Origin of the sequence: Citreimonas salinaria (assembly GCF_900107235.1) — a bacterium.
Lineage (GTDB): Bacteria > Pseudomonadota > Alphaproteobacteria > Rhodobacterales > Rhodobacteraceae > Citreimonas > Citreimonas salinaria.
Genome location: NZ_FNPF01000021.1, coordinates 1 through 26,847, shown reverse-complemented (window position 1 = coordinate 26,847; position 26,847 = coordinate 1). Strand labels below are relative to the sequence as shown.

Annotated in this window: 23 protein-coding genes; 12 read left to right on the top strand and 11 right to left on the bottom strand. The window is 61.0% G+C overall.

What is annotated here, in order from left to right; genetic code table 11:
* Nucleotides 1–8: 8 nt before the first annotated feature.
* On the top strand, nucleotides 9–1,745 hold the full coding sequence (locus BLW27_RS18295; protein WP_089885706.1) for a hypothetical protein: 1,737 nt from the start codon (nucleotides 9–11) through the stop codon (nucleotides 1,743–1,745).
* Nucleotides 1,746–1,856: 111 nt separating this feature from the next.
* Nucleotides 1,857–2,189 (top strand): hypothetical protein, encoded by a 333-nt coding sequence (locus BLW27_RS18290; RefSeq protein ID WP_089885702.1) that lies wholly within the window; start codon nucleotides 1,857–1,859, stop codon nucleotides 2,187–2,189.
* A gap of 533 nt (nucleotides 2,190–2,722) precedes the next feature.
* On the opposite strand, the gene BLW27_RS18285 is transcribed toward BLW27_RS18290, so the two are convergent.
* The 4 genes from BLW27_RS18285 to BLW27_RS18270 all read right to left on the bottom strand — a co-directional run bounded on the left by BLW27_RS18285 (nucleotide 2,723) and on the right by BLW27_RS18270 (nucleotide 7,200).
* Nucleotides 2,723–3,220: a hypothetical protein gene (locus BLW27_RS18285; protein WP_177177991.1), complete on the bottom strand. Its 498-nt coding sequence runs from the start codon at nucleotides 3,218–3,220 to the stop codon at nucleotides 2,723–2,725.
* Between the two features lie 32 nt (nucleotides 3,221–3,252).
* Entirely contained in the window at nucleotides 3,253–3,894 is a 642-nt protein-coding gene (locus BLW27_RS22155; protein WP_425429305.1) for a lytic transglycosylase domain-containing protein, read from the bottom strand.
* A 15-nt stretch (nucleotides 3,895–3,909) separates the two neighbouring features.
* A complete protein-coding gene (locus BLW27_RS18275; RefSeq protein WP_089885692.1) occupies nucleotides 3,910–4,797 on the bottom strand; it encodes a sigma-70 family RNA polymerase sigma factor in 888 nt (295 codons plus the stop codon).
* Between the two features lie 159 nt (nucleotides 4,798–4,956).
* The gene (locus BLW27_RS18270) at nucleotides 4,957–7,200 is read right to left on the bottom strand and encodes a DEAD/DEAH box helicase (protein WP_177177990.1); all 2,244 of its coding nucleotides are present in this window, start codon (nucleotides 7,198–7,200) and stop codon (nucleotides 4,957–4,959) included.
* Nucleotides 7,201–7,392: 192 nt separating this feature from the next.
* Between BLW27_RS18270 and BLW27_RS18265 the strand changes: the two genes are divergently transcribed.
* A complete protein-coding gene (locus BLW27_RS18265) occupies nucleotides 7,393–8,112 on the top strand; it encodes a hypothetical protein (protein WP_089885685.1) in 720 nt (239 codons plus the stop codon).
* Here the strand turns inward: BLW27_RS18265 and BLW27_RS18260 are convergent.
* Nucleotides 8,102–8,500, bottom strand: a complete 399-nt coding sequence (locus tag BLW27_RS18260; RefSeq protein WP_089885682.1) for a hypothetical protein — start codon at nucleotides 8,498–8,500, stop codon at nucleotides 8,102–8,104. The two genes, BLW27_RS18265 and BLW27_RS18260, sit on opposite strands and share 11 nt — an antisense overlap.
* 63 nt (nucleotides 8,501–8,563) lie before the next feature.
* On the opposite strand from BLW27_RS18260, the gene BLW27_RS18255 reads away from it, so the two are divergent.
* Entirely contained in the window at nucleotides 8,564–11,104 is a 2,541-nt protein-coding gene (locus BLW27_RS18255) for a hypothetical protein (protein ID WP_089885679.1), read from the top strand.
* Nucleotides 11,105–11,782: 678 nt separating this feature from the next.
* Here BLW27_RS18255 and BLW27_RS18250 read toward each other — a convergent pair.
* Nucleotides 11,783–12,778 carry a Fic family protein gene (locus BLW27_RS18250; RefSeq protein ID WP_089885676.1) on the bottom strand — a complete coding sequence of 332 codons (996 nt, stop codon included), beginning with the start codon at nucleotides 12,776–12,778 and terminating at the stop codon, nucleotides 11,783–11,785.
* Nucleotides 12,779–13,209: 431 nt separating this feature from the next.
* Nucleotides 13,210–13,971 carry a 3'-5' exonuclease gene (locus BLW27_RS18245; protein WP_089885673.1) on the bottom strand — a complete coding sequence of 254 codons (762 nt, stop codon included), beginning with the start codon at nucleotides 13,969–13,971 and terminating at the stop codon, nucleotides 13,210–13,212.
* Nucleotides 13,972–14,196: 225 nt separating this feature from the next.
* Here BLW27_RS18245 and BLW27_RS18240 point away from each other — a divergent pair, with 225 nt between their 5' ends.
* Complete coding sequence (locus BLW27_RS18240) at nucleotides 14,197–14,496, top strand: hypothetical protein (protein ID WP_089885669.1); 300 nt, start codon at nucleotides 14,197–14,199, stop codon at nucleotides 14,494–14,496.
* A gap of 132 nt (nucleotides 14,497–14,628) precedes the next feature.
* On the opposite strand, the gene BLW27_RS18235 is transcribed toward BLW27_RS18240, so the two are convergent.
* Nucleotides 14,629–15,807 carry a helix-turn-helix domain-containing protein gene (locus BLW27_RS18235; protein WP_089885666.1) on the bottom strand — a complete coding sequence of 393 codons (1,179 nt, stop codon included), beginning with the start codon at nucleotides 15,805–15,807 and terminating at the stop codon, nucleotides 14,629–14,631.
* 255 nt (nucleotides 15,808–16,062) lie between these two features.
* On the bottom strand, nucleotides 16,063–16,335 hold the full coding sequence (locus BLW27_RS18230; RefSeq protein WP_089885663.1) for a hypothetical protein: 273 nt from the start codon (nucleotides 16,333–16,335) through the stop codon (nucleotides 16,063–16,065).
* Nucleotides 16,336–16,837: 502 nt separating this feature from the next.
* Between BLW27_RS18230 and BLW27_RS18225 the strand changes: the two genes are divergently transcribed.
* Both BLW27_RS18225 and BLW27_RS18220 read left to right on the top strand, forming a co-directional pair.
* A complete protein-coding gene (locus BLW27_RS18225; RefSeq protein WP_089885660.1) occupies nucleotides 16,838–18,133 on the top strand; it encodes an AAA family ATPase in 1,296 nt (431 codons plus the stop codon).
* A gap of 10 nt (nucleotides 18,134–18,143) precedes the next feature.
* Nucleotides 18,144–19,265, top strand: coding sequence for a ParB/RepB/Spo0J family partition protein (locus tag BLW27_RS18220; RefSeq protein WP_245710941.1), 1,122 nt, complete (start codon nucleotides 18,144–18,146; stop codon nucleotides 19,263–19,265).
* A gap of 334 nt (nucleotides 19,266–19,599) precedes the next feature.
* On the opposite strand, the gene BLW27_RS18215 is transcribed toward BLW27_RS18220, so the two are convergent.
* Complete coding sequence (locus BLW27_RS18215; protein WP_089885657.1) at nucleotides 19,600–19,992, bottom strand: hypothetical protein; 393 nt, start codon at nucleotides 19,990–19,992, stop codon at nucleotides 19,600–19,602.
* A gap of 152 nt (nucleotides 19,993–20,144) precedes the next feature.
* Here BLW27_RS18215 and BLW27_RS18210 point away from each other — a divergent pair, with 152 nt between their 5' ends.
* From BLW27_RS18210 to BLW27_RS18190, 5 genes are all read left to right on the top strand, one after another.
* Nucleotides 20,145–21,320, top strand: a complete 1,176-nt coding sequence (locus BLW27_RS18210; protein ID WP_089885653.1) for a hypothetical protein — start codon at nucleotides 20,145–20,147, stop codon at nucleotides 21,318–21,320.
* A gap of 23 nt (nucleotides 21,321–21,343) precedes the next feature.
* Nucleotides 21,344–22,852, top strand: a complete 1,509-nt coding sequence (locus tag BLW27_RS18205; RefSeq protein ID WP_218141155.1) for a hypothetical protein — start codon at nucleotides 21,344–21,346, stop codon at nucleotides 22,850–22,852.
* Between the two features lie 114 nt (nucleotides 22,853–22,966).
* Entirely contained in the window at nucleotides 22,967–23,341 is a 375-nt protein-coding gene (locus BLW27_RS18200; protein WP_089885646.1) for a hypothetical protein, read from the top strand.
* Between the two features lie 66 nt (nucleotides 23,342–23,407).
* Nucleotides 23,408–24,874, top strand: coding sequence for a hypothetical protein (locus BLW27_RS18195; RefSeq protein WP_143042348.1), 1,467 nt, complete (start codon nucleotides 23,408–23,410; stop codon nucleotides 24,872–24,874).
* Nucleotides 24,875–24,934: 60 nt separating this feature from the next.
* Nucleotides 24,935–26,536, top strand: coding sequence for a hypothetical protein (locus tag BLW27_RS18190; RefSeq protein ID WP_089885640.1), 1,602 nt, complete (start codon nucleotides 24,935–24,937; stop codon nucleotides 26,534–26,536).
* Nucleotides 26,537–26,618: 82 nt separating this feature from the next.
* On the opposite strand, the gene BLW27_RS21505 is transcribed toward BLW27_RS18190, so the two are convergent.
* Nucleotides 26,619–26,847 (bottom strand): hypothetical protein (locus BLW27_RS21505; RefSeq protein ID WP_218141154.1); only part of this gene is annotated, 229 nt, incomplete at its 5' end.

Sequence of the window (26,847 nt, the reverse complement as noted above, 5' to 3'; positions counted from 1 at the left end):
GGCCTATCATGGATCTGATGATGCCGCGCCGAGAGCCACAGAAGGCACCCACTGAAGGTCCGTCGATCGGCCCTGCACTCGACATCGAGGACGTCTTCAAGGCGCTACTCGACGACATCGACTTCTCGAAGCTGGCTGGCGGCCTGCAGCTCACGGATTGGGATCGCGACAGGCTGGAACGAGGGCTGACCCTCGACCTCATCCTGGACGGCTTCCGTGCCGCACGGGACGTCGAGCTCAAGTCCAAGCCGCGGACCCAGCTGCAGGATTCAGGAACCCTCTCACAATACTCGAAAGCTGTCCGGCGCCTTGCCGAGGCTGACCCTTACGGCGACCCGTACCGCCGGTTTGCTCGTCTGACAAAAGCCGACGACTGGACCAGCACATCGGCACGGGCGCTTGCGAAGGCCGGCCTGAACCGGTCCGCGTCTCACGCCGTGCTCGAGCTCTTGCCGGCTCTTCTGGAGCAGCTCTCTGCCGACAAGGATGGACCGGTAACCCAAGGACTACAGGAATGGCTTCGGTCTCAGTACAACGGGAGCACCCGCCACGGCGACCTTCGGGGATCAGACGTTCTCGAACTCGCACGAGCCCTCAACTTCTTGCACGACTTCCCACCGGACTTGCACGGTCGCCGTGCTCAGGCAGGATTCCAGAAGGCCGCCGAACAGGGCCGGAAGAAGAAGTCGACAGCGAAAGCGAAGCGGCAAAGCAAGCCGGAGCAGACGCCTGATTTCGACGGTGACTACCGCGCAGAATTGGAATTCCATGCTGAGATCGAGCGAGAGAGGAAAGCCAAAAGTCGCAAGACGGGCAAGCGCCCTGCCCTGACACACATCAGGAAGCTCGAGGCCAAGCGCCGGAAGGCCGGCACGGATTGCGACTGGCGGTCTGAAATCTGGAAGCAAGCTGTCGCGGATCCCTCCCTCGGTGACGACCGGCGAGCCGCCCTAGCTGTGCTGATGGGCGTCGGCTGCCGTCCGGCTGCGATCACCGCGGGCGTCCACGTTGTCCACCTGAAGGGCGGCCTCGATGACGAGCACGACAGGATCGCCGTCCGGCTGCCGGGCACGAAGCTGTCTGACTTCGACTTCCTCGATCAAGACCACTTGACGCTCAAGCGCACGGAGGCTGACCAGGAAGACATCTCAGAGCTCCGGGACGACCCGGCGGTGCAGGCTTTCAACACGAAAGGGCAAGCGTGGGTCTGGTACGAGTTCGACTGCGCGACCCCGGAGACCCGCTGGCTTGCGAAGTATGTCCGCCGGCAGAAGCAGGCCGGGATGCCACGTTTTCAGGACTCCGATCCGCGCGAGCAAGAGGTCCTGAAAAAGCTTGGGAAGGACGCGATGTGCCATTCCCGCATCAAGTGGCCTCACGATTTCCAGGACAGGGCAGCTCTGCAGCGCAAGTCGAAGTCGGAACTCTCGGTTCTGATCACGAGTGCCATGAGCGGCCGGATCAAACGTCTGGCACGGGCTGCGTTTCCTGAGCTGAAGAAGGGCGGCCCCCAGGTCACCGGTTACGTGTTCCGTCATGCCTGGAGCGCCGACTTGAAAGAGGCGCTGGACGATCCCGAGGACGTCTCCAGGGCCATGGCGCACCTGTCCTCCCGAACGGGGAGCCGCTACGGAGTGCGTAGCCAGGCCGCGCCGCGAAACCGGGCCGGCAACCTTCGGATCTACGCAGCAGAACCCCGCATCCGCGCGGCGAACAGGTTCTCGCCGGGGCCAGTCCGGATGTAGCCACCTCCTCTTCGTTGCCGATTATCCCGAAAAAGTGCCCTCGGTGCCGCGTGCCCGGGGGCGTGTTCGTATCTGCTTAGTACAGGAACGCAAACGAACAGGATCGACGACATGAGCATCGCAGCCACCCTTCCCCGCAGAAACCCCTTCCAGATCGCGGTGCAGTACAGCGTCAACGCTGCGATCCTCGCGTTCCTGGCATACCTCGTCAGCATCGGCATGACCGTCGGGACCTCGGACATCGCGACGGTGATCAGCGACCCGCACAACGTCGACTGGGGCAACGTCGGGCAGGCGACTGTCGAAATCGGACTGCGCTTTCAGGAAGACGTGACCCGCATCATCGAAGGCCCGGTGACGGACTTCGTCAGCGAAGCAAAGGGCACGATGATCGATAACAGCCACCGCTTCGCCGTCGAGATCCCGCAGGACCGCCTCCGCTGAAAGAAGGAAGGGCCCCGATCACATGGATCAGTACCCTTTCAAGTCGCCTGTTCGGCGGAGCACGACGACATCCCCCCAGATTATCGCCGTCTTCTTTTCTTCTTTCAGCCACCAATCCGGCGGAGAATTCAGCCGCTTGTTCAGAGAATGTCCTTGTTCTACAGCGTGTAGATTAGACACTCAAGGATAAAGTGCATGACGTTGACGACATTTTCACGCCGGCTTCCCCCGCCTCGCGGCGTGCCCAGTCACCACCATTGCTGATTTAGGAAACCATCCGCACAATAATTTTCGCAGACCACACCCAGCTGCCCGTCCTCCCATGAGGTTTCTCTGGTTCCAGATGTGTGGTTTTCCCTGGCTGGCGTCTGGCAGCGGCTCGCTCACAACCGCAGAACCCTACCCGACGGCATCGGCAATCCGATTTAGGAAACCATCCGCACAGAATTCTTTGCAAATAGGAAAGAACCCGCACATCCTGAATTACAGGAAGCCAACCTCCAATGTTGACAAAGTTGCCGTGTTTTCAGGGATCAGGCAGCCTTGGCGACGAACCAGCTCCGCACTTCGATGACGCGTGTTCCGCCGATGCCGGCTTCATCGATACCAGGTTCGGGTGCCACCCAGCCTGCCGGAGGCGTGTAATCCTCGATGTCGACGGCTGGCACACCGGCGGCTTTCAGGATCTCGTTGCCGCCGAAGACGGTCCATGCGGCGCCGTGCTCGGTCCAGCTGTCGGGGAACAGTCTGGCATCCGGGTCTACCCTGGGGTCGGGGGTGTCGCCGAAATCCTGGCGGCGTGCGAGAAACCTCGAACCCTCTGAATCAAGCGACGGATTGAAGATGGATGAGCTCTCCGCTCGCAGCAGGATGTAGCCCTCGCCCGAGGGACCGAGCACGGGCAGGATCGTGAAGCGCAGTCCGACCCGCGGGAACGGCTTTGCGTGTTTCCGGCGGGCAGCCGCCATGTCTTCGAGCACATCTCGAAACGACCGTGTCTTCTGCCTGTCGTCTCTATCAGCTGCGTACATCAGATCTTTCCTTGTCCCGGTCCGGTGTAGCGTCACCAGGTTTCGTCTGCGTTTCGCCGCTCTCGCGATCCTAGGTTTCCGATTGAGCCGGGCAGCATGCTTGTTCTCGTGATCCCCGGTCTCTTGTGCTCCGTCGTAGCTGCCGGCCTGGGAGCGGCAATGGTAAGAGCAGGTCGCTCGTAATCCTGGGTCCCGTGCGACATCAAGCTGTAGACCCCGTCGGCGTAAGCTCGGGCCCGGGCCGGATTCCCCGGGCTGTGGTAAGCTCCGACGGCTGACCTCCAGGAAGAGTGCTGGCGGCGCAGGTCGGCAAGGAAACCCGCGGCATAGGCGAGGTTCTCCTCGGGGTCGAAGCCGGCCTGGAGCGATGGGAAGGCGTTCGGATGCCAGCGCAGGTTGATCTGCGCACAGCCGATGTCGATGCTCTCAGTGCCGTGCGATTGCTCACCTCGGACGTGTACCAAGGCGGCGCCCTTGGAAGAGTGGTAAGCCCCCTTCCCTTCGGTATTCGTTGTCCAGGGATGCCCGCCGCTTTCGGCGGACACGATGGCTTTCAGGATTTCAGGAGGAACACCTGCCTCATCGGCGGCGCGGGGTGCCAGATCGTAGCACGGAGAGTCACCCCAAGCAGGCACTACCCCCCCAAGAAGGATGAGAGCGGCTTGCGAAAACATGGTCTTCATCAGCGGTCACGCCGCTTTCAGATATGCGTAACGGGATTTTTGGGCGGCCCTTTTCAGGCGTTTCATCGCGCGATCTGCGGATGAAATCACGGCGTTCTTCGTGATGGGCCCGCCCCGGTCCGTCTTCATGCCCCGCGCGATCAGGATCCTTTCCACCTCGGCGTAGGTCATGCGTTCATCGCGATCATAGTCGCCGAAGCCGTAGAAGCATTTCACGACCTCGCGTTCGAAATCGGTCAGCTCGGAGAACGCATCTTTCAGCCAGGCCTGCTGCGCTCGTTGCTCTTCGTCTTCGATCATGCCGGAAGCTTGTGCATCGGCGATCGCCACCACGTGACCGCTCTCATCCTCACCGCCGTTTTCGCAGGTGTTGTAAGCCGCCGCGGGCGACATGGCGACAAAGACCCGCTCGACGGATGAGACTGGGACACCGTGTTGTACGGCGACGTCATTGATGATTTCCGCCGGGCTGCCGCCTGCGGACTGGCGGCGGATGAGGCTTCGCTTGATCGCGATGACGCTGCCACTTGTCGGCATGCTGATGACCGAATTCGCGTTTCCGAAAGCGTGGAAGAGGTGCCGGGAGATGATCGTACGCGCGAACCCCGGGAAGCTATCGAGGTCCGGGTTCTCGCCGGAGTTGATGTTCTGCGCTTCCTGTTCGACTGCGATCAGGAAGCCGTTGACCGCCTCCTGCCGGATATCTTCAGGGGGTATGACGCCCGCGTTCCGCATCCCGCGGCTGGCCGAGTTGATCAAGCGTTCGAACCGCTCTGTCAGGTCATGCAGGATCGCTTCCTGGGGTGAAGGGCCATCGAAGGCTTCGCAATCCTCCCCGGCAAGCGATGCGTAGGCCTGGAGCAGTTGCGAGTTTGTCATCGACGAAATGTGCATGGATAGACGTCCCTGTTGGTGTGTGAGGACGCTTTAACCAGCACGCGGTTTCGCTGGGGTTTAATGAGAGCAAGATCAGGAAGGATCAGGGCGATTACGTCCTGTACGGGGCTTCGCCCCTGTTGAGGGTGTGTGGTGTGTGTGGTGCCGCTCGATCGTTCAAGCGGCTGCCGTTTCCTCTTTTGCAGGAAGGACGCGAACGTCTTCCAGGGCCCACTCCTTCAGTCTGGCGACATGAAGGGCCACTGCATTTTCAGTAACCTCCCCGCGCTTCCCGTACACGTACATCGGGGCACCCCGCGCGCCATCCTTCTGCACTGTCCAGGCCTGCCACCCCACAGGAACAGACGACTTCTGGAAGTCGTGTTTTTTCATGAATTGCCGAGCGGCTTGGGCCGTGGTTCCGTGCAGATCCTGGTACGCGAGAGCTGACAGGCAACCGTGGTAAGCCTCGGCGACCTCGTCCAGCTTGGATTTCATGAAATCCTTGATGTGATAGACATCGTCGAACCGGAACGAAGCCGGGATGACGTCGCCGATGATATAAGAGCGGATGTCTTCCTTCTGCCGCCGTGCCGCGCGGATTCTCTGCTCCGCCTGGACGATCTCTTCTTCTCTGATCTGGTAGAGCACGCGTGCCATGTCCGGGTCTTTGTAAGTCGACGTGCTGATCTCGCCGGCCCGGCCGTCGCGCAACGCGATCAGAGCGTTGGACTTCACCCGCTCAGGCTTCGACGCGAGGACCCTGTCGGGATCTTCTGAAATCCCTGCGGCAATCCGGCGGGCCCCGTCCTCGTTCGGCTCGAGCTTACCGAGGATGATCGTCGTCATCGTCTTCTCGTGCTTGTTCAGGCCCCGCAGGCTGCCGAAATGCGCGAGGGTGACATCATGATTGTCGACGAAGCGCTTCCCGATCTCTCCGTCCTTGATCGACTGGATGACCGCGTGGGTGGCGACGAGCAGGATCGAGCGCTTCCCTTCCCGCCGGCCGATGGCATCGAGCACGGAGTCGATGCGCGCGATCCTGTTCTGGCGTTCCTGTTCTCTGTTTCGACCGTCCTTCACGGACCCGTCGAAGCGTTGCGTGAGAGAGCTCTTGCTGCAGCTCAAGCCGACGATCGCCGTGCGGTGAAGGGTGTCAATCGGGCGTGCGTAGCGCGTGTACTTGACCGTGTGCGTGGCTCTGAAGAGGCGCTGGTAGATCGCCTCGTCGGCACTCGCATCGAGCATGATGACGGGTGACTTCGAGGGGAACTCGATGCGGTCGATAAAGTCGATGTAGACGTCCTCGCGCTTCGCGTCTTCGTGGTTCTCCGCAGTCCTTGCGGCAACCCAGTTGCTCGTCTCGCGCCCGGCATGGATCGCCAACACTCGATCACGCAGGGACGACCAGAGCTGGAGTTCCCGCGAGTAATACTTCGGCAACCGGGCTCTGCTCACGTGTTCGGCCGTTGTCCTGCCGCCGATCCCTCCGATCAGCGCCCGCATCTCGCTCTGCCGCAGGTCGATGACCGCGTTGATCTTGCTCAAGAGCTCTTTCATCGATCCGTAGCGCTTGAGCATCCGACTTACCGGGTCTGGGTCTCCGAGTGACGTCAGCAAGTCGTTCTGCAGGTCGTGAAGTGCTTCGTAGCCCTCTTCGAGCTCACCCAAGCTCCGAAGCTTCTCGCTCCAGACCTTGCCCAGTTTCTGGGCTTGGATGGTGTCGTGCCGGATCATCGTGCTGACGATCGACTCGTCTATGATGATCAGCCCGGGGTCCATGACCTCCGGCGGGAGTCCGCCGCTGCGCAGGTATTCTACGGGTGCGATGAGCACTGGTGGCCTGTTCCTTGCGATCTCTGCCCGGAGCTTCTGAAGCGGGCAGTCATAAAAATCAGGGCACCGGTCTTCATCATCTTCACTGCCACACAGGTCCCTCGCAGACAGCCCGATCTCAGCGACGGCTTGTGCAGTATCAGAGCGCGTGCACGCATCCGCTTGTGACTGACCCAAGTACGTCCGGGCGAGGATATCCAGGTTGCGGTATTTCTCTTCAGTCTGCGCTGCCAGAGCGTGCGTCGGTACAAGATACAGAACGACTTTGCTGATGGTCCCGTTCGCAATGAGCGCCGCCACGGAACGGACCGCCTGGTACGTCTTGCCGGTGCCCGCCGGCGCGTGGATGATCTGCGCGACAGCCCGCTCATCCGCCGCCGAGGCAAGGATCCTCGGCATCATCGCCGAAATCGTGGAGTCTGTGAATTCCGGACCCTTCATGTCGTCCGGGATGCGTTCGACCGCATGGTCGAACGAGAACTGTCGCGGCATCGTGTGAAGCGGTTCTGCCCGTGACCGGTCAAAATATGTCAGTTCTGCTGACGCAGCTTCAACGCCCGCAAATGTGCGAGTCATCTTATTCATTGTAGTACCCTTGGTCCAAGTTTCACATAGAACAAAACCGAAAAATACGCAAGAAAAAGTGTGAAAAATGTTTGTGCGGCCACTTTCTTTATTCGCCTTGAGCAAGGACAGCATGGATTATCCCGGAAAAATTCCGGCCGCTAAACTTCCTGCAAGACGCTTGCTCATGTCCTTGTCAGAAGGATGGAGACGATGATGAACACCATGACGAACACGATCCGCATGACCGAGGCTTGGGAGAAGAACGCGCACGCGCTGTTTGTGCGCTGGTTTCCGAACCTGGACATCAAGCAACCCCAGATCGATGCCGAGCTCTGGCATTCGGCGTACGTGATCTGCTTCGCCGCCAACGAGATCGCGCGGTGCCGCGGCGAGCGGGTGACGGTCACGCTCATCGAAACCGAGGACGAGTTCTTCCCGGCGTTTGCAGTCTCGAACCCCGAAACCGGACGGCAGCTCAACGAGATGTACACGGCCTTCGCCGCGGATGTGCCCGGTGTCGGCCGCGAGATCCTGAACTGCCTGCGGCATCCCGAGCCGGGAACGGAAGCTCCTGATCACAGCAAGCGCTCGGGCATCCTCGACCGCACGCTCTACGACAGCAAGATCCCGATGCCTGGTGAAGATGGCAGCCTGGAGTATCTCGCAGACCTGCTGCGTCGGCAGCGTGCGGGCGATGTCACCGCGGATGAGCTGGAGGAGTTCGAACGGCACTACGGTGCGAGCGCGGACCGGGAACTGCAGAACGCGTGCCCGCCCCTGCCCGCTTTCGATGCCGACCTGGCCATGGATGACGTCGACCTCGAGGACGTCATGCACGACGACGCCCCGGCAATGCCGTGTGCAGAAGCCGCAAGGCGCGCCCTTGAAGGTGTCTCGCGCATGATCAGCCGCAGGCCCGTCATCGCCTGATCGGGTGCCCGTCGTAGATCCTGACGACATCGAGAATGAGCCAGACTTTCATGATGAAGCCGACCAGGATCGCTGCCACGAACACGACGGTCCCGGACAGGAAATCGGTTGCCTCGATCTGCGCCATCGGCTGCTGCGGCAGGAGGACGACTGAACGAACGAGCAGCAAGACCGGGATCGCGTCGGCGAGCATGATGATGGCGTTCTTCCAGGTGAGCGTCCACAGTGGCTCTCGAACGGAGACGGGGCCGGCAAGGCAGAGCGCTAGTGCGACCAGGCCGGCGAGGACGTTCAGCGACAAGGCTGTGAATACGCCAGCGATCACGCAACCATACAGCACTATCACGAGGCCTCTGAGACCTCCGGTCATTCCTTCGCTATCCTTCATAAATCGTCCTTTCATCATCGAGTGGGATAGTATAGGCCGACCCGGATTAAGGACAGATTTCGCATGGCGATCAGGAAGCTTAGTGAGCCGAGGGCGCAGGGGGGCCCGCGCAATCCAGGTAGATCAGGATCGAAGAAGCCGTTCCGGAACACGCTCGCGGTCTACGTCGAACACCGACCGAACGGTGATCAGACGTTGCAGGTGGACGCGAAGAGCGCATGCGATCACCTTGCCTGGCGACTGGCTCACTTCATCAACGATACTGCCGACGAACCCGAAAAGCGGACGGCGCAGCACCTTGCCGCGTTCTTCGGAAATCACAACGTGCGCCTGGTATTCCCGCGGGATGAAAGCGGATCCCTGACACTGGCATTCGAGCTCAAGGGCTTGGGCGGCGTCGCAATACCCGCTCAGATGGTGAGCAAGAGCGCCGAGCTCCCTGCCCTATCGCGGGTCATCGAGGACATCTACGAATACGCCGACGACGGCATCGGGCGGACCGCCGCCGCAGAATGCAAACCCCTCCCCGACAAGCCGCAAGCCGGTCAGGAGGCGTTCTTCCACGAGCCGACTGAAGCTGACCTGGACGCAAGGAATCGACCGATTCAGGCCGCGTTGCGAGGAGAACTGGCAGTCGAATATTTCGGCCCTGACGCGGCGGAGACAGAGGAGACAGAGGTCACCGCACGGATGAAGTGGGCTTCGTTCGATCGCAGTTCGAAGGCGTGGGATGCTCTGCCTTACTCGAAGACCTACACCCGTCTCGAGGACGGCGCTTTCGACAGGACAAACAATCCGAATGCGTCGAAGTTCTTCTTCAAACCTCAGGCGAACCGGGATCTCGACGAGCATGTCGAGAGCAGCTTCCGTGACAGCTCATTCACTACGATCGGACGCCCGGTTTTCTACGAACCCTTCAAAGACGTACGTCGCAAGAAAAGCGAATCCGAAAGGCTGGAATACGCCGACGACGGAAAACTCAAAGAACCCGACGGGCTCCTGAAAAACCGCATCAAGAAGGCGTTCGGGAGCGAAGACCTGGCCTGGGTGCCGGGTCTGCGTTTCATCTTCGGCACGCTCCTCGATCAAGACATCCGGTACGTTCCGCTCGATATCGACGATTTCCAGCTGAGCCGAGCTTACGATCTGTCGACTGAAGCCGAGGCAGCTTTCGAAGAAGTGAGAGCCGCCCTGCCCCGCGCTCTCCAGAGGGCGCGGATGCGATGCTCGCTGTCGTCCTCGGCAGGCATGCGGAAGCGTGATGACGGCACGTACGAGCATGCGCCGGTTACCCGGAATCTCCGAGGCCGGCTCTGGGCGGAACTGGACCGACCGGTTGACCCCGAGAAGTTCAAGGAAGTCATGAACCTACTCCGCCCGAAACTGGTCGACGGCGGGCTCTACACCGCCAACCAGGCGGTTTACGGCGATCCGGTCTTCAAGGGTGCCGAAGACCCTCTGGCGCTTGTCCGGCACTTCTCGTTGCCCGGGCGACAGACGGCAGAGCTCGACGTGCTCCTCGCCGAGTTCGAGGTCGTGCAAGAGCAAGAGCGCAAGGCGAACCAGGTCGACCGCCCTGCCCCGTCCGGAATACCCAAGACGCCGACGATGAGTCACACCGCGCGGAGAACGATCGAAACGTCGGCTGGCACGTTCCGGACAGCGATCGATTCGCTGGAAGCAATCGGCGATCGACGTAAGATGGCGGCTTTGTCGAAGTCCGGCACCGGCACGCATTTCAGTGCCTTGCAGTACATCATCACGCGGCACCTGCACCGAGCATTCGACGACAATCCTGCGATGGAACCCCTGCTTGCGCACGAGGTAGCGGACCCGCCTGACTCGCCGCTTGGCGTTCATGTCAGGATCCTGAATTCAGCCGTCGTGGAACGCTTCGCCGCCGCCGCCGCCGATCCCGAACTGGAAACGACGCGGGGCCACTTTCAGGAATACGGCCTCGCTGAGGACGGCGCTATCGACCCCGCCGGAAAGTATGCCGACATGGTCTCAAGCGCATGCAAGCACGTGTCCAAAGAGCGCCTCGAGAGAGCGGAGCAAGCCGCCCGCCGCATGCGGTCATCTGACGTCGTGTCGTCGAAAGAACTCGAGTCATACCGGCGCGTGTGCCTGCTCGAGACTGCGGTGTCCGGCCTGCTCATCGAAGCACATTCTGGTTGCCTCGTGCTTGACGGGGGAGACCACGTCTACATCGACGACCCCCACCTTCCCGAAGAGCGGCGTTTTTCAGGACTGGAGGGAAGTCGCCGCTCAGCGCTCCTGCCGGGGTCGGACGCTTACCTCGAGTCCGAGATCGGCGACCTCGAGTTCGTGGAATCGGTCTCGGAAATGGTGAACCAGCGGAAGACCGCGAACACATCGCTCGACAGGAAGAAGGCGTTCTGCGCCGGGATGACGCAGCATCAAGCGCGAGAGGAAATCCGGGAGCGGTACACGCGCCCCCGAATGAAGCTGCGCAAAGATCTTCTCGGATCGAAGTCCCCTGCCCCTGCCCCTGCCCCTGCCCCTGCGAAGAAGGATGCTTTCAAGCGCAAGGTACAGAAACCGAAGCTGAAACTGCCACGCCTCGGGGGGTTGGACAGATAGAGCGCGTGCCCGCGTAGTTGTGGGTCCGTTCGCGTAGTTGTGGGGTCATTGAGACGCCCCCGCGTAGTTCCGGGGTCGTCGTGGAGTTACCGCATTGATCTCATTGTGATTTTTCGGCGGTCGTCATGGTTGTGCAGGCCGCCGACGGGCCCCAGAAACACTAAACCGCGGCGCCCATGAAGCGGCGCGAGCGGATGATTCAGAACGCGCGGCCAACGTTATTTTTTGTTATCAGTCTGTTACATGCCGGTTGGCGGCGATGGTCCCGAAACTACGTGGAATGGCGCCGACGACCCCACAACTACGCGGTAGGCGACGGATGATCCCCCTGCCACACTGAAACGGCAGCGCCGGCAACGACTGCCTCTATCCCCGGTCACGTCGAGACACGCGCAAGGGCAAGAGTCTTACCATCGCCGCGTCGGGCACGAGCGACACCGCGTTCCTGGACCACCTTGAGAGTAACTACCGAAATATGGGAATCCTGGGTTTCCGGTCTACGCACTTAGTGTAACATTAACAAATCATTAGAGGACACTCTTAAGAAATAGTTGACTGCGGTCAACACATAGAAACCAGAACAGGAGCAGATCAGCAGGCAAAAAAAGACCCCCAAAGCAGAAGCTCCGGAGGTCCTAGAAAGGTAGTGTGCAACTCCTTCTTACCGGGGACAACGGATCACCGCAACACGGAGCCTTTGCGAAATGAAGCGATTGGCCCTGACGCACCCTTCTCCACCTCATCCATCAGGACCGCGGCAAACCGGGCTCCTGTGCTATCGAGGTCGAGTATCGAGCGCGTGAACCGGATATCTTGCTGCACAACCGTCAGAAACCACCCGGTGAAGCCGATCAGCGCTTGCAAAGACAGGTTCCCCCTGCCATCCTGGTCGCCCTGCCGGGGCATGTCTGCGGTATCCATCCAAGCCATGTACTCACCCCGGTCTCCAAGACTGCGCGCCAAGCCGCGTGAGATCGACCAGAGGCCACCGGCCCCGATACCGGCTCGCTGGATCATTGCGTGAGTGACGAGCCGGCTGACGCGGCCGTTCCCATCCAGGAAGGGGTGGATGTAGTTCAGCCGATGATGCGCAGCCGGTATCGACAGGATGCGCCCGGTCGCGCCACGCGTGAGCCCGCGGTATCGCATCTCGTAATGCGCCATGAAGGACTTGATGCGGTCGGGTGATGGCGGCAGGTGGCGGCCGACCTGGACCTCGTCCGTGCGGAAGGCGCCGGGCACGATCTCGACGCGCTTGAAACCATGCTCGGTGTACCTGAATTCCTCCGGCATCTCTTCGTAGAAGCGGCGGTGCAGTTCCACGATGAAGCTGACCGATGTCGGCTGTGGCAGATCCCCCGCGTCTGCGAGATCGTCGACCCCTTCCTGGACCCGGAAATGGGCAACCGCCTCGGCGAGGAAGCGGTCATCGACAGGAGCGCAGCTCAGTGCCGCCTCGATATCGCGCGGGCGCGTGTGGTGACCCTCGATGAGGTTCGAGTAGTAGGCGTTCATGATGCGAACGAGCCCGCGCAGTTCGCGGACGCTGTCAGGGTGCAAACCACGGCCAACCTCGGCGGCTTCCTCGCGAATGGCATCGAGGAGATCGACCAGGAATTCAGGGATCATCTCCTCGATGCCACAGGGCTCGAAGCGCGCGGGCGTCTCTCTCATTGCCGATCCATTATCCCTTGATCTTCATTTGATCGGAAGTCGGCTCGCGGTTCAACGCGGTCTCGGCGCTCCGTTCTCGAAGCCAGACCTCCAGTCTAATTCCACGTAGTTTTGGGGTCGTCGGCGCCGTCCCGCGTAGTTGTGGGTCCATTCGAACGTATCACTTTGTTTTCAATGTATATTTCTCTCTGTGGCGAAGGCCCTAATGCTCGGGGCGGCTGTTGTGCTCCGAGCCCGGTAACGCCGACAGAGACGTTTTGGTCCGGGTTGTCGTCAGGAAGGGTATCCTGAAATTCCCTTAAACGTCAGATGGTTATATCAGGACGATCAGTCAGAACTAGGTGCCCGTCTGAGAATGGACCCACACCTACGCGCGTCCAGATCATCCTCGGTTACAGACAAGCTGTGCTGGTTGTCTGTAACCTGCCGGGTCAAGGGCGAAGAGCTGCTCTCCAGGCATGTGCGTGAGCTGCGGCGTCGTCGCCGGCGCGGTGGGATGGCTTGCTAGACCGGCGGTTCTTGTAAGCCCGGTGCAGCCTGCCCGGTGCGACCTCACCTTCCTCGCCGAACGCCCGGAGCAGCACATCGTGCAGCAGAAAGATATCTCGTCGCTCACGCAGGAGCCGTTGGAGCCACATCCCGTCATGATCGGGAGCGTCTGAGACGAGGGCCCTGTCGCCGACTAGATCCAGGAACCATTCTGCCACCTCGTCGGCGTCCGGCGCATCATTCAGCACTGACCGCGGAATGCCGTGAACCTGGGCGCTCACCTGGCTCCAGGCGTCCTCAGGCCATTCTGCCCGCGGGCGAATTAGAGACGAGTGACGGATCACCCTCCGGCCATCGAGCCACGCGACACCGACCTCGATCGGCCAGCTGTCAGGCCCCAATCCGGAGGCCTCGAGATCGAGGAATGCGATGCGATCGAGATTCACTGTCGTCACCGCTTTCCTCCTTGTTCTCTCAAGGACCTCGGCCCTCTCATCAGGTGGCAGCAGCCCGGCAAGAGGATGGACTGACCGAAGCACCTGCCCTTCCTCAGTCAGCGCGAGAACGGTTTCACGCACCTCCTCAGGCCCGTGTGACATCAGCTCGCGGAAGCGAGCGAGATATGCTGGCGCGACGCAGCCTTCCCGCTCGAGCCGGTCAAGATTGCGCGCGATGACCTTTGACGCCGACGGCCAGTCGCGCAAGCGTGTTCGAGCGCGGCCGCACTGATGTACCAGGATCGATTGTCTTTGGGTGTCATTTCAGCTTGCTCATGACGCCATCACTCCTATTCGACGCACGAGTCGACCGACCCGCGGGCCTTTGTGAGCAACTCCGGGAAGCCATCGATAGCGCACAAGATTCTGTCGCTCGAGAGCAGTTTCAATATAAGAGAGACCCGTTGCAGCACCATCACAGGGATAGGACGCATGACTGATCTCGCGGCGAAAGTGGACCTGCTTTTTGCCTTTCCGGTCGATGACGAGGACGATGATCGGGATGATATCACCGATGCTATCCGGGCGGCGGGTTTCGATGATGCGGTCATCGGCTTTGATACTCCCGGTGTTGTCGAGCTGGGCTTCAAGATCGAAGGCAAGGATCACGAAGCTCTCATTTTCGCTGCAATCGACGCGGCGCGGTGGGCGCTACCGTTTGCGACGCTACGCGAGATCAACGCAAGCTTCGTCAGCCAACGCGGACCCGCAAAGCTGTCTGTGAGCATGTAGCAGCGAACCGGGCGAGCACGTGGTGTGAATCCTGTACCAAGTTGGCCCGTCGGTGGACGCGTTTGACACATATTTGTGTAGGAAGTGTCCACCGCACAACCTGAAGCTGCACTGCGAACTATGAATTGGATCTCACTGTCTGGTCCACGATTTTGCGGATGTAAGTGGTTCACCGCGGTGAACATGGAAGGTTTCGCGTCGTTGCCGAAAGCGTGGGAACGGGTGCTGCGCAAGCGTCGCGAGGTAAGCGTCTGGACAGCGTACCTGGCTCTCGCGGGATGCGAGGTAATCGAGTGCCTGAAGCGTTGCTACTACGCCCATTCTCTTCATTGCAGAGAGGATCGTGCCCTCCCTCATCGACAGCGCCCGTGCGACGGAGTGAGCGACGTCCTCGATGCCGCGGTATTGCTTCACCGGGACCAAATCTTTCAGAGACGCGCACCGGGCGAGGATCTGGCCGGTCGTTGTGCGGCTGGGCGCGTTTTTGGAATAGTTTATTTCTGACTCTATGTGTCGGACAGTTTGTCCGTCGGCGGCGGACATGGTGCCTGCCTCGGGGTGCTCCTGACCGCTCCTCGACACCCCTGTTTCCGGGGATTTGACACGTGCCCAATCGGGTTGGTCGAGGCGCTCGATGTCATTCAGGACGGAGGCGAGTTCGACGCGCGTGACCGTCTTCCGGCGCAGCAGGCGGGTGACAGACTCGTAAAATGTAAGGAGCCATTCGACACCATCGCCGAAGCGTTCCTTCAGCGCGTGCAGGCGTGCCCGGATCGACGTCTTCAGTGCTGCGACCTCCGCGGCCTGGGCCTTGATGTCGGACCGCATCTGGTGAAGCTCAGGGACGCGTTCGAAGAGCGGCCGCAAATTGATTCCGAACCCGTCAGTCGGTTTGCCGCGGTGGTCCCTGATCGGGAATCGCCGCCGGTTCGGCGAGAGCTTCCTCGTGATCAAGCCGGCCCGTTCAAGTTCTACTTCAGCCCGGCGCCACCGTCGCTCGCACTGCATGCTCGAGCGGTCCATGACAGTCTCGATAGACGCGAACGACATCAGCAGCTGAGAGCTGTCGAGTGGGCCGCGGGGCAGCAGGCTCAGGTGTGCGCGCAGGGCGTCCAGCGCAGCGTCAGATAGCTTCAGGCGCGGGCGGCAGGCGGCGACCAGGTCGAGCACTTGCCACCGGTCCAGACCGCGGAAAACGGGGTTCTCTGCCGCCGCCCCCCCTGCCCTTCCCGGCCTTGGCTCCGGGCACGTTTCAGGGCCGCTCGGCGGCTGGCCGAGCGATTTCAGGATCGCGTCTATTGTCTGTGTCATCAGATCTCAGAAGACAAAGATCACCCGCTCCCAGAATCGATGTTCCGGGTTGCGTCATGCGGTGCGTCGGGCTATCTATGGGGTGTTCAGACCTATGATAGCTCGGTGCGCAGAAATGCCGCCGAGTTTTCTTTTGCCTAGCCTGCTCCTTTTCCTCGTTTCCTCGTTTCAGTAATGGCCCTTGTCGGGCTCTTTTTTGGGACGTCCCAAGAATGTTAACCTATTGATCTTACATAACTTGGGACGTCCCAAATTTCAGTTCCTGGAGCGGTCGAACTCCTCGAAGAGGGTCTCGATGCGTTCCTCGATGAACTCCGCGAAGCAAGCATCTTGGTCATCCGCTACTGCGATCTTTAGGCCCCTGCCCTTTCGGGACGCCGTGACCTTCCCATCTGCAATGCGGCGAGGTTTCGGGACCTTCGCCTTCGGATCAGCATTTTGGTCACGGCGGCGGCCCTCGGCAAGGATGGCTCGTGTCGGGGCTGGAAAGCGCTCGTTAAACGAAACAGTCGTGTTAGAGAGGCGCATCGGACTGCATCCGAGCGACGAAATCCGTTTTGACCAGCGGCCAGCAGCCTTTGGTGTCCTGCATGACGTCTCCTGTCCTCGTCCGTTGGACGACTGCGCCTCGTGGTGGTCTCTGCGGACCGTGCTTACTTAGGCGCCGTTGATCCAACGCTCTTCGCAATTAAGGGGATATTTACGTCCTGTGTTTCGATTCTGTCAAGCGACAGAACGATGGACGACCTCCACCTTCGGTATCATTGGTGTGGGGGCCTTCCATATGCCCCGCAATATCGGGCCAATTGTCCCCAACAGATAGGGGCGCGACCAACGGTGTCCCCAATCGGCGGTGCCGCTGGATACCTTCTGGCGGGGCTGAGCCCGAATCGGCCAGCAACGTCCGGGTGTTTCAGAACAGGCCATTCTTCCCCACGGGGAAGCTGCAAATAGGTACAACTTCGGTTTTGCCTTCTTTTCAAATTCGGCGTATTTCGGGTTTAGGACATAATCTACGTTGAGGCGCAGCATGTACGACCATAATGACCTGGCCCGTCTTCAGGCGCAGTCGCTGAAGATGCAGGGCTGGATCCGGCAGCAGACCTTCAGCCCGGAAAGCACCAAGACCCTTCGGCGTTTTTCGTCGTGGGAGGTGGCTGAACTGATCTTCCGCATCAACCAAAGCACCTTCCGCGGACGCCTCGCAGCAGACCCCAGCCTGCCGGGGGGCGAGATCGAGCAGGACGGGCGCCAGCGATGGTATTCGCTCGAAGAGATCAACGAACTGCGGCGGCGGATGAAGATCAACCGCAAGAGCCTCATGCCGCCCCGCCCCGGCGGCAAGCGCGCGTTCCGGGCTGCCATCGCCAACTTCAAGGGCGGCGCCGGCAAGTCGACCGTGGCGTTGCACTTCGCTCACGCGGCGGCGCTGGACGGGTACCGGGTGCTGCTGGTGGATTTCGACCCCCAGGCGACCCTGTCCCATTCCATGGGCCTGACAGATGTTGCGGAGGAATACACGGTCTGGGGAGTCATGGCCCGCGACCTGATCCGCGAGACCGACCGCATGAACGCGGCCGCTGTCGGGGCCGCGAGCGGGATCGCCCTGCCCGAACGCAAGATCCCGTCCTCGATCCGCGACATGGGGCTTGACGAGTTGCGGCACTCGGACTTCATCAAGCACACCAACTGGTCCACGATCGACATCGTACCGTCGTGTGCCAACGCGGCATTCGTCGAATTCGCCTCCGCGCAGTACCGGCACCTCAATCCGGAATGGACCTTTTTTGCCGCGGTGTCGCGCTATCTCGACGGATTGGCGGATGACGATTATGACCTGATCCTCTTCGACTGCCCGCCGGCCATCGGTTATCAGTCGATGAACGCGGTCTTCGCTGCGGACATGCTTTATATCCCTTCGGGTCCCGGTTACTGGGAATATGATTCCACCACGTCCTTTATCGGTCAGTTGGCCGAGGCGCTCGGGGATCTCGCGGCCGGCTTCGAAGGCACCTTCCCCACGGGGAAGATCGGGTTGCCCAAGACGTTTTGCGATGTGCGCTTCCTGATGACGCGTTACGAGGCCGGAAACGATTTGCACCGCGCGATGCTTGAAGCGTTCCGAAAGGTTTTTGGGGAACACGTGACCGAGAACCCGATCGAGATGACGCGCGCCGTCGAACAGTCCGGGCGGTTCCTGAGTTCGGTGTACGAGATCGATTACCGCACGATGACCCGGGAAACCTGGCGCCGCGCGCGCACCAGTTTCGACCGGGCCTACGAGGAATTCCGCAGCAATGTAATTTCGGCTTGGGACAAGATCTGAGGGCACGCTGATGACCAAGAAGAAACGCCGCATGTTTGATATCGAGATGCCGGAGGATAGTGCGCCCGAGCACTTCCCCGCGGGGAAGGTTGAAGAGCCCCAGGATGCTCTGACCCCCGCGCAACGCCGCCGCGGGCCCATGGCAACGGCCATCGGAGAAACCGCCGTGTCCGCGCGCGAACGTCGCGAGATGGAGGAGCGTATCCGGCAGGAGAACGACGCGCTTGCGCATGAGCATGTGCGGCTGAAGCGGCTGGGCCTGGTCATGGACCTGTTGCCGCTGAGCTCGATCGATACCTCTAAACTGGTCCGCGACCGCGCCAAGGGCGAGGACATGGAGCTGGACGAGTTGAAGGAGTCGATCCGCGCGATCGGCCTGTCGAACCCGATCCGCGTCGAGGATGCGGGCGATGGGCGGTTTGAGCTGATTCAGGGCTACCGGCGATTGTGCGCCTACAAGGCGCTGTTGGAGGAAACCGGGGACGAGCGCTTCGCCGAAATTCCCGCTGCGGTAAGCCAACCGGGTGACGACCTCGAGACGCTCTACCGCCGGATGGTGGACGAGAATATGGTGCGCAAGGACATCTCGTTTTCCGAGATGGCGCAATTGGCTTTGGACTACGCCGCCGATCCCTCGACGAAGCTCAACGACCCCGACAAGGCCGTTCCGGAGCTGTTCCGCTCGGCCGGCTACCAGAAGCGGAGCTACATCCGGACGTTCATCCGGGTCATCGAACGGCTCGGCTCGACGCTCGAACATGCGCGGGAGGTGCCACGCGCGCTTGGTCTGACTCTGGCGCAGCGGATGGAAGAGGATGATCAGGTGGTGCCGGGCATCAGGGCCGAACTGGCCGCGCTGCCGGAGCGCACAGCGCAGGAAGAATTGGCCGTGCTCCGCAGCTGGGCGGGGCAGGGGGGGCAAACCCCTGAAGCTGCCAAGGCTCAAGGCCGGACTAGGAAGACCGCGGCCGGGAAGGCCCGAACGAGCTTCCAGTTGGATCGGCAGGAGGGACTAGCGAAGTGTTCCGCAGCCGACGGAAGACTGGAAATCAAGTTGTCCAGAGACTTTTCGACGATCGACCGTCGCAAGCTGGAGGACGCGGTGCGTAGGATGTTGGACGAGCTCGGCTGATCTTCCCTGCGGGGAAGGTTTGGCTGGTAGTGGAGCCTTCAGGCTTTACGGGTATCGGCAGAAATCGCGGGCGGGCCACCATAATTTGTGCGCCGAGGGTTTTGCAGTACAACATATAGTGCCAGCGCAGCAGGGTAGATCGCGCCGCAGAGATTCCAGAGTTCTATCTCATCGCGCCAGAGCCAGCGCCTCGTTACAGGTAGATCCTGCGCGCTTGGCCGGATTGCGACACAGGCGGCAGCGTGGCCAGCATCGGCGCCCGACGCGATGACATGGAACCTGATCGGGCTCGGGGATACCAAGAATCGAGTAGGGCAGGGCGGTCGCCAGGCGATCAAAGAAGGCTGTCGATCCGGAGGAACGCCTCGGTACCCAACGGGAGAGCCGTCGCTGCCTCGATGATCGGCAGCAGCCATGCCCGACCGAGTTCCGTATCCAGCGCCCGCTCGGCGATTGCCGTGTTCAGGTTCCAGGGCAGCACGAGGAACGCATAGAAGACCGCGAACGGGACAAGCGGGTAGAAATACGCAGTCTTGAAGCTCGTCGTGAAGGTGTTGAAGTGCCTGATCAGCTGGCCTGGGCCGGGCAACAGGATGAGCGTCAACCAGACGCCGACCGGGAAGATCAAGGCGGCCGGCAGGAAGATGAACACGACGTAGACGAGAGACAGGGTCAGCTCGTCGTATCCGTCGATTCCGGGGAAGAGCTTCTTTACCAGCCAGAACATGTTGCGGTCTCCGTTTACTTTTATCTATCAGGCAAGTGCGCGTCACAGGGATAAACGCAAGCCCCCGGAAGGATAATATGCCGGCTCTGCCGTTTTAATCGTGGTTGAACCCGCGTTGGGTAGGCTGCCCGGAAATCAAACGGGTGGACCTCATGGACCTCGCACTTGCACCGCGGCGCAAACAGAAAGAGCTGGAAGAGCTGGCAATCGCGCAGTTGGATTCCCTCGAAAGCGCTCTCGAATTTTCTGAAATCGAGCAGGACATCGAGCCGTCCGTCGACGTGCTCGGTCCCAAGTGCGAGTTCCGTAACAAGATCTCCAGCGCTTCCGCAAAACTGACGAACGCACTGAACAGGCACGGCATCTCGGCGCCCGAGCTCACGGACCTGGACACGCATCTGGAAAAAGTGGGCGCGTGCATTGCCGACATCGGATCGTTCCGGGTCGAGGCACTGTCTGTTGACGGTCTCGGCCGCAAGGTGGACGTCGCCGCAACACCGGCCGGCATCGACTTCGCTGCACAGAGCAGCGCCAGATCGGTCATCAAACGCTTCGAAGAGGCGATCGAGAAGCTGCCCCGTCAGGATGCGGAAGTGGTCCAGGCGGAGCTGGTGAAATCCCTGTTTCCCGACGCGATCGAGAAAGGCGGGGAGCTTCGGGTCGGACGACTGAAGGACATCCGGGTGAAGCCTCGTGCGCTGTCAGCGGCCACGGCCGGCCGGGTTCTGGGTCACATCGGCCACCTTGGCATCGCGACTTTCGAGAATGTCACGATCAACAGCCTGCTCTGCGCCGGCAACATTCTCGAGAGCCTGACGACACCCGTTCAAGTCAAGGGTGTGGAGCCGCTGCGGATGCACTCGAGCTCGACTTTTCGGGATCATCTCAAGCGCACGCGCCAGGTCGACGTGAAGGACCTGTTCCTCGCGACGACGCAGGCCGAAGTCATGGTGCGCGGCTGCCTGCAAGAGCGGAAGGGCGTCAGCCAGCCCGTCATCAACCCTCAGAGAGCTGCTCTCCTCGAGGCCGCGGTCAAACGCAAGAACGAGCTGACACAGCTGACTGCTGAGCGGGACCAGCGGTTGCGCCAGGCGCACAAGCAAGAAGTCGATCAGGTCCGCAAGGATTACGAGGCGCGGATCGAGCGCTGGAAGTCCCGCCTGATCGAAGAGGCCGGCATCTACGAGGCGCCGGACATGGCGTACGGGCGCCAGGTGATCAGCACGCTCGAAAGCAACGAGCTGACCTGGAAAGCCCTCGACAACACGCTCAACGGCATGCCGATCACCGATCGCCTCGCCCGGACCTTCATCGAAAACAGCATCTGAAAACCTGAAAACGGAGAACAATCATGCCACGCCCCACAATGGAAGAAGTCCTCAACGATCCGGACCACATGGGTCTGCTCGACGACGCCGACACGCCGGAGTCCAAAACGCCCACGTCCCGCCGTCCGACGGAGGAAGAAATCCTCGCAGCTCTCGACAAGGTGGATAAGCTCGACATCCCTGCCCGCGAAGAGTCGAAGGCGATGAACGTCATGCAGCGCGTGACGCGCCGGCCGACAATGGACGAGATCCTCGACGAGCCGGATCCCTACGGGCTGCTCGACATCCCTGCGGCCGACACGCCGAAGGCCATGTCCCCGGCCGTCCCCGAAATCGAACGGGAGCACCGGGAAGACCTGGTTGCGGAAGCCCAGCAGTATTTCGACGTGGTCGAGCAGCTCGAGTGCATTTTCACGACGCAGGAAAAGGAGATCTACACCGATTCCAGGACACCGGGTTCGATCAGTGACCCGGCAGAGCAGCGCATCCATGCGGCATTCCGGGCAGGGCACGTGGAGCGGATGGCGGAACTCGCCGGGCGCGCGGAAGTGATCCGGACCCTCGCTGCACAGTACCCGGCACTGGATCGTCAGGCGATCGGTGCGGAAATCGAGCAGTTCCGGGAACTGGCCGTTCAGACTTATGTCGGAATCGAGGATTTCGGCGGCAAGATCACGCGCCGCGTGCCCAGCTGGTCCGGGCTCCCGCAGGGGAAGGTGCTCGCCGCAGAAGTCCGGGCGTATGCTGACGAGGCGGGCCTTGCTGCAGGCGCTCAGCCGGCCGACCGCGAGGACATCCGCGCGATGCGGGAAGCGGCGGCCGCGGCGTATCGGCAAGAGGTCGAAATCAGATCCCGGTTCCCGGATGCGCAGGGCCTCACGAGCCTTGCGTACAAGACGATCTTGAAAGATCACGAGGCTTGGGACCAGATCGGCCAGGCAGCCGGCAATCGGCTCGAGGTGCGCCACGAAATCGAAGCCTTCGCGGCCGATCGTGCCAAAGCGGCGCCCGAGCGGATCCGCGACTTCCGCGAACGCACAGCAAAGATCCTGGTCTCGTTCGCGAACAAGCTTGGGATCAGCGACGGCATGCGGAAGAGCTCTGCGAAACTTGCGGCAAACCCTCCGAAAACCCTCGGAACCGCACCGATCACGGACGACGGGACGCTTGACTACAAGCGCTGCGCCGAGCTCGCACTGAGCGAAGCGGAGAAGTACGAGCGCCTGGCGGAAGGCGTCACCGGGGCACGCAAAAAAAAGATCCATCGCACGATCAACGAGATCCGGAGCGCCGCGGTGACGACCCGGGATGCGGAGGTGCCGAACAAGAGCATCCGGGCCGAAAGGGAGCAGGTGAAGCATGTCGCGGCGGCGATCAATCGCCTCGAAGCGCTCGGCGCCTTCTTCGAAGACGAGGGCAGAGTGCGTGTCAGCGACTTCTCTCAAGCGCACAACAACCGCCGGCGGCAGGCTGCAGAGCAGTTGAAGGCACAGCGTCCGACACCCCCGAAAGCAGAATCGATCCGGATGTGACCGAGTAAAAAAACCTGGATCAGTGGTTGACATCGTTATGCACACAGCAACTTGCGGATTGTGCAACCCATGCTGGTAGCCGCAACTACGAACGGAAAAAGGAAGACGAAAGACATGACAGAAATCGAGCAGAACCCGGCAGAGATGGAAATGCTAAGAGATCGTGTGGAATGGGCGCTCTATACCGCAATGCACGACGAGGATCTTCAGGAGGAAGAAGAGCTTTACGTCATGGCGCAGCGCACATTCAGACTGGACTCGCGGGTCGAGTGGGAGGTCTCCATCAGTGACAAGTGCGATACGGTTCTGACGGTTGTTAGTTCTGGCGTGCGCCTCGAGGAGATGACGATTGCCAATCTCATCGATATTATCGCCGCAAGTTGGGATGAGGACTGTGATCATTTCGAATTCCGGTACGGCCATTATTGTGTCCGTGAAGACCTGAACGATCTGCCGACCGAGCTTTTTGGCCTCGATTCGACCACCTGAAACCTGCTTTGATGCGGGTTTAACCGCGGCCGCGGAGAATGTGCTGAAAGACAAGAGGTGATCTTCATGCGCGTTTTCAGGATGTTTCCCGCAGCTCTTTCATTGGTGGCGCTCCTTGCCGGCTGCCTACCTGCCGCTGCCTCGAACAGTGGGGCAGGGGGCCCGGAGGTCCCGGGTGATCTCGCACGCGGCTGGATTGCTCAAAGCTATGCGATCAAGATCGGGGGCGATGCCCCGACGCCGACCGATCTGCTTTTGAATACGTGGGTCGATAGTGGCCGGGGCCTGATCACAACGGATTACCTCTTCGCGTTCGACAGCGACCGGAGCTACATCTTCAACGCCGGGATCCTGCGCAGCGGCGCGCTCCGCATCCAGGAGCCGGGTGCTTACCGTCTGCACGTCTACCTCGACCGGTTCCTCGGCACCGGGGAGCCGGAATGCCGGGCCCGGGTGGCGATTGATGGCAGCACGATCATCGACAGTTCTGCCGCGTTCGAAATGCACAGCGGTGGTGGCGTCTCAGCGACGCAAGCCGCTAAAGACCAGGCCCGCAACTTTCACCAGTCTCAGCGCGCCGAAAGCCCGGTGTTCCGCGTAAGTGAACCCGGATACTACCGGATGGATTTCTGGTCTGTCTGCCGCGATCTGAACGACAAGCAGGCCGCTTTCAACCTGACAAACGAACTTGGAAACAGGATCGAGAAGCGCGGCCTCTTCGGTACCAAGCTTCAGCGCCTGACGACTTTTTACGATGGGGACGGACAGATCACGGCTGTTCAGAAGCATCGCTACGAGACCAATCCGGTCAAGCAGGTCATCGCTGAAAATCACGGCACGATGTTCGACCTTGTGCTCGAGAACGTTGTCACCGGCGAAAGGGGGCGGCTGTCCGGGGACAACATCTGGCACAACCGAGCACACGCACCGGACGAGCGCCTGGAATACCAGAGCCTGAAACCGATGGACGAGGGGGACTTCGAGGCATCGAAATGGGTGTTTACCGGCATCCGCGGGGATCTCAGTGCACGCTACGAGCAGTCGTCGGGATACTCTCCTCGGTTTCAGACAGCGGCGCAGCAGATGCCGTTCGTGCCATCCCAGGTTGAGGCCCGGAAGCGGCTGAAGATCGAGCAAGCCGGCGTCTACGAGATGGCGATCGGATACGAGCCCGAGATGTCCGCGAAGGACTTCCTGGCCGGCAACGGGTATGGGGCCCGGGGCGGCCGGGCGATAACCCGCGAGCAGTCGGAGCCCGTCGCGCTCTTCATGGAAAAGCACCTCGAGGACGGTCGCGTGAGCCGTCTGAAGATCTTCGAGGGCACGCTGAAGGGTACGAACTTCATCGGCGAAATCAGGTTTCTCAACGTAGCGCTGAAAGCCGGCGAGTACGACCTGGTCGTGACCCGCAACCTCTCCCAGATCAAGCGGGATCGCTACGGTACCGTTGATGTCGGGGCCGCAATCCAGAACTCGCAGATGTCGATCCGGATGAAGCGACAGGGGGCTCCAGGCTTCGTCATCCTCAACTGAAAACCCAGTTTAATCCCGATGTGAGAAACCCTCCTGGAACGTTTTCAGGAGGGTTTCTCGATGGCACGCCATCAATTTCTTGCCGGGGCAGCTGCTCTCGCGGCGACAGCCATTGCGGTTACGTTCTTCATTTCCGGCGAAGAGCAGCCCACACACAACCACACCACCCAAGAGCAAGGTGCTATCACGGACGACACCCCGGCAACCGGGAATCCTGTTCCGCCTCCGCGCGAACTCGTCTACGAGCCCGTCCTCCCACCGGGCACCCCAGCGGAGCCAGAGCAGGCGGGTACCGAGGAAGACATCGAGGCTGCTCCGGAGGAGTTGTCGTTTGACGATATCGAGGCAGAAGTCGTGGACCGGTCCGCTGATATCGATCTGGATCCGGAAAACACGGTTCTAGGCTGGCGCATCAAGGCCCTTGGACACCAGGTAGGCGCTCTGCCCGATGACCCGGCGTGGATCTGGAACCGGACCAAGCTTCATGTCCCGGATGCCCTCTACACGGAAAACGATGTCGGAGCCGGGTTCTCGGACACCAACGGCATCATCGCGCAGTGGAATGCGCTCGACATCGAACTCATGAATCCACGCTTCTTCGTCGATATCCCGTCGGTCTCGGGATCGGCTACCTCGCCGGAAGCCTCTGCGGCCGCCTTGGATGCTCTGTTCGCATCCATCGAAGCGGGAAGCGCGGATCCTGTCGGCTTGGCCCCGGCGCGCTCGAGCGGAAGCATCGACATCTCGGAACTCGACTCCAGCGTTACCGCGATCGAGGCGACGGGTGTCATTACGATCCCGCCCGGCGAAGGTGGCGTGTACCAGTTTCGCGTTCTCACGCCGAAAGATCCCTTGAGAGGACCTAAGCTGGACGAGATCGATGTCCGCAAAGAGCTTTTTCAGGAAGTCGCAGCCCATCTGAGCATCGAGGTCAACGGACAGACCGTCTTCGGCGGCGCCGCAGCACAGACCCGGAGGGACGGATGGGATGCCCACATCGTGCCCCGGGACGTGAGCCTGGCGCCCGGCCGTTACCGGGTGCTGATGCGGGCTGCACCACTGATCGCCTTCAACCTTGATGAGCTCGCGATCAAGTACGTCGTCGAGTATCGCCGGCCGGGCGCTGAGGGCTGGCAGAACGTCGCGGAAATCATGGAATCGAACGAGTCGAAGGACGACGAAGCGGTAGCCGGCTGGTCGCCGATCGCCGGCGGTGTCGACGTCACCCGCGCAGGCGCTTACGCCGAAGACTGCAAGCTCAGTGTCCTTCCAGATGCGTTCGTGAATCCGGAAGCTTCTGAAAAAGGCAGCCAGTTGACGCTGCCGGTGAATGCCTGCGAGCTCGTCACGCTCGAGTTCAGCTACGACCCCCAGGAAGCGGGCGATCACTACATCATGCCGTACCTGGCGAGCTCCCGTTGCATCGTTTCGCTCGATTACTTCTCCAGGTCTACGGCAACCATGGAGCGGGCGATCCCGTCTCCGGCCGCCGGTGACCTTGGTCTCTTCGGTGCTCGAACTTCGTTTTCAGACGCATACGGCCACCTTCCGCTGACAAAGGCATCCCCCGTCGAAGTCCAGGTGAGAGCGATGTGCCAAGAGAGCACGGAGATGACGCTCTTCTTCAAGCGTCCGTCGAGCGCTCTGATGAAACCCTGGTAGCGCCGAAAACCGTGTTTAACCGCGCGGTGCGATGGTTCGCCGAACAATATCGGAGATCATCATGAAAAGACTGTATACCGCATCAATCCTTGCGCTCGTGGTCTCGAGCCCCGCGCTCGCGAACACGGATGCCGAGCTGCTGAGCCAGTTCTCTCAGCCTGCGCAAGAGGTCGCGGAGCCCGAAAGGGCAGGGGACGCGAACACGGATCCGGAACATATAGCGCGACAATCTGGGTGAGATCAGCGCGACAATCAGGATAAGAGTCCTTGGCCGCGACGAGGTCACATTGGACGGTCTGCGTATCGCGAGC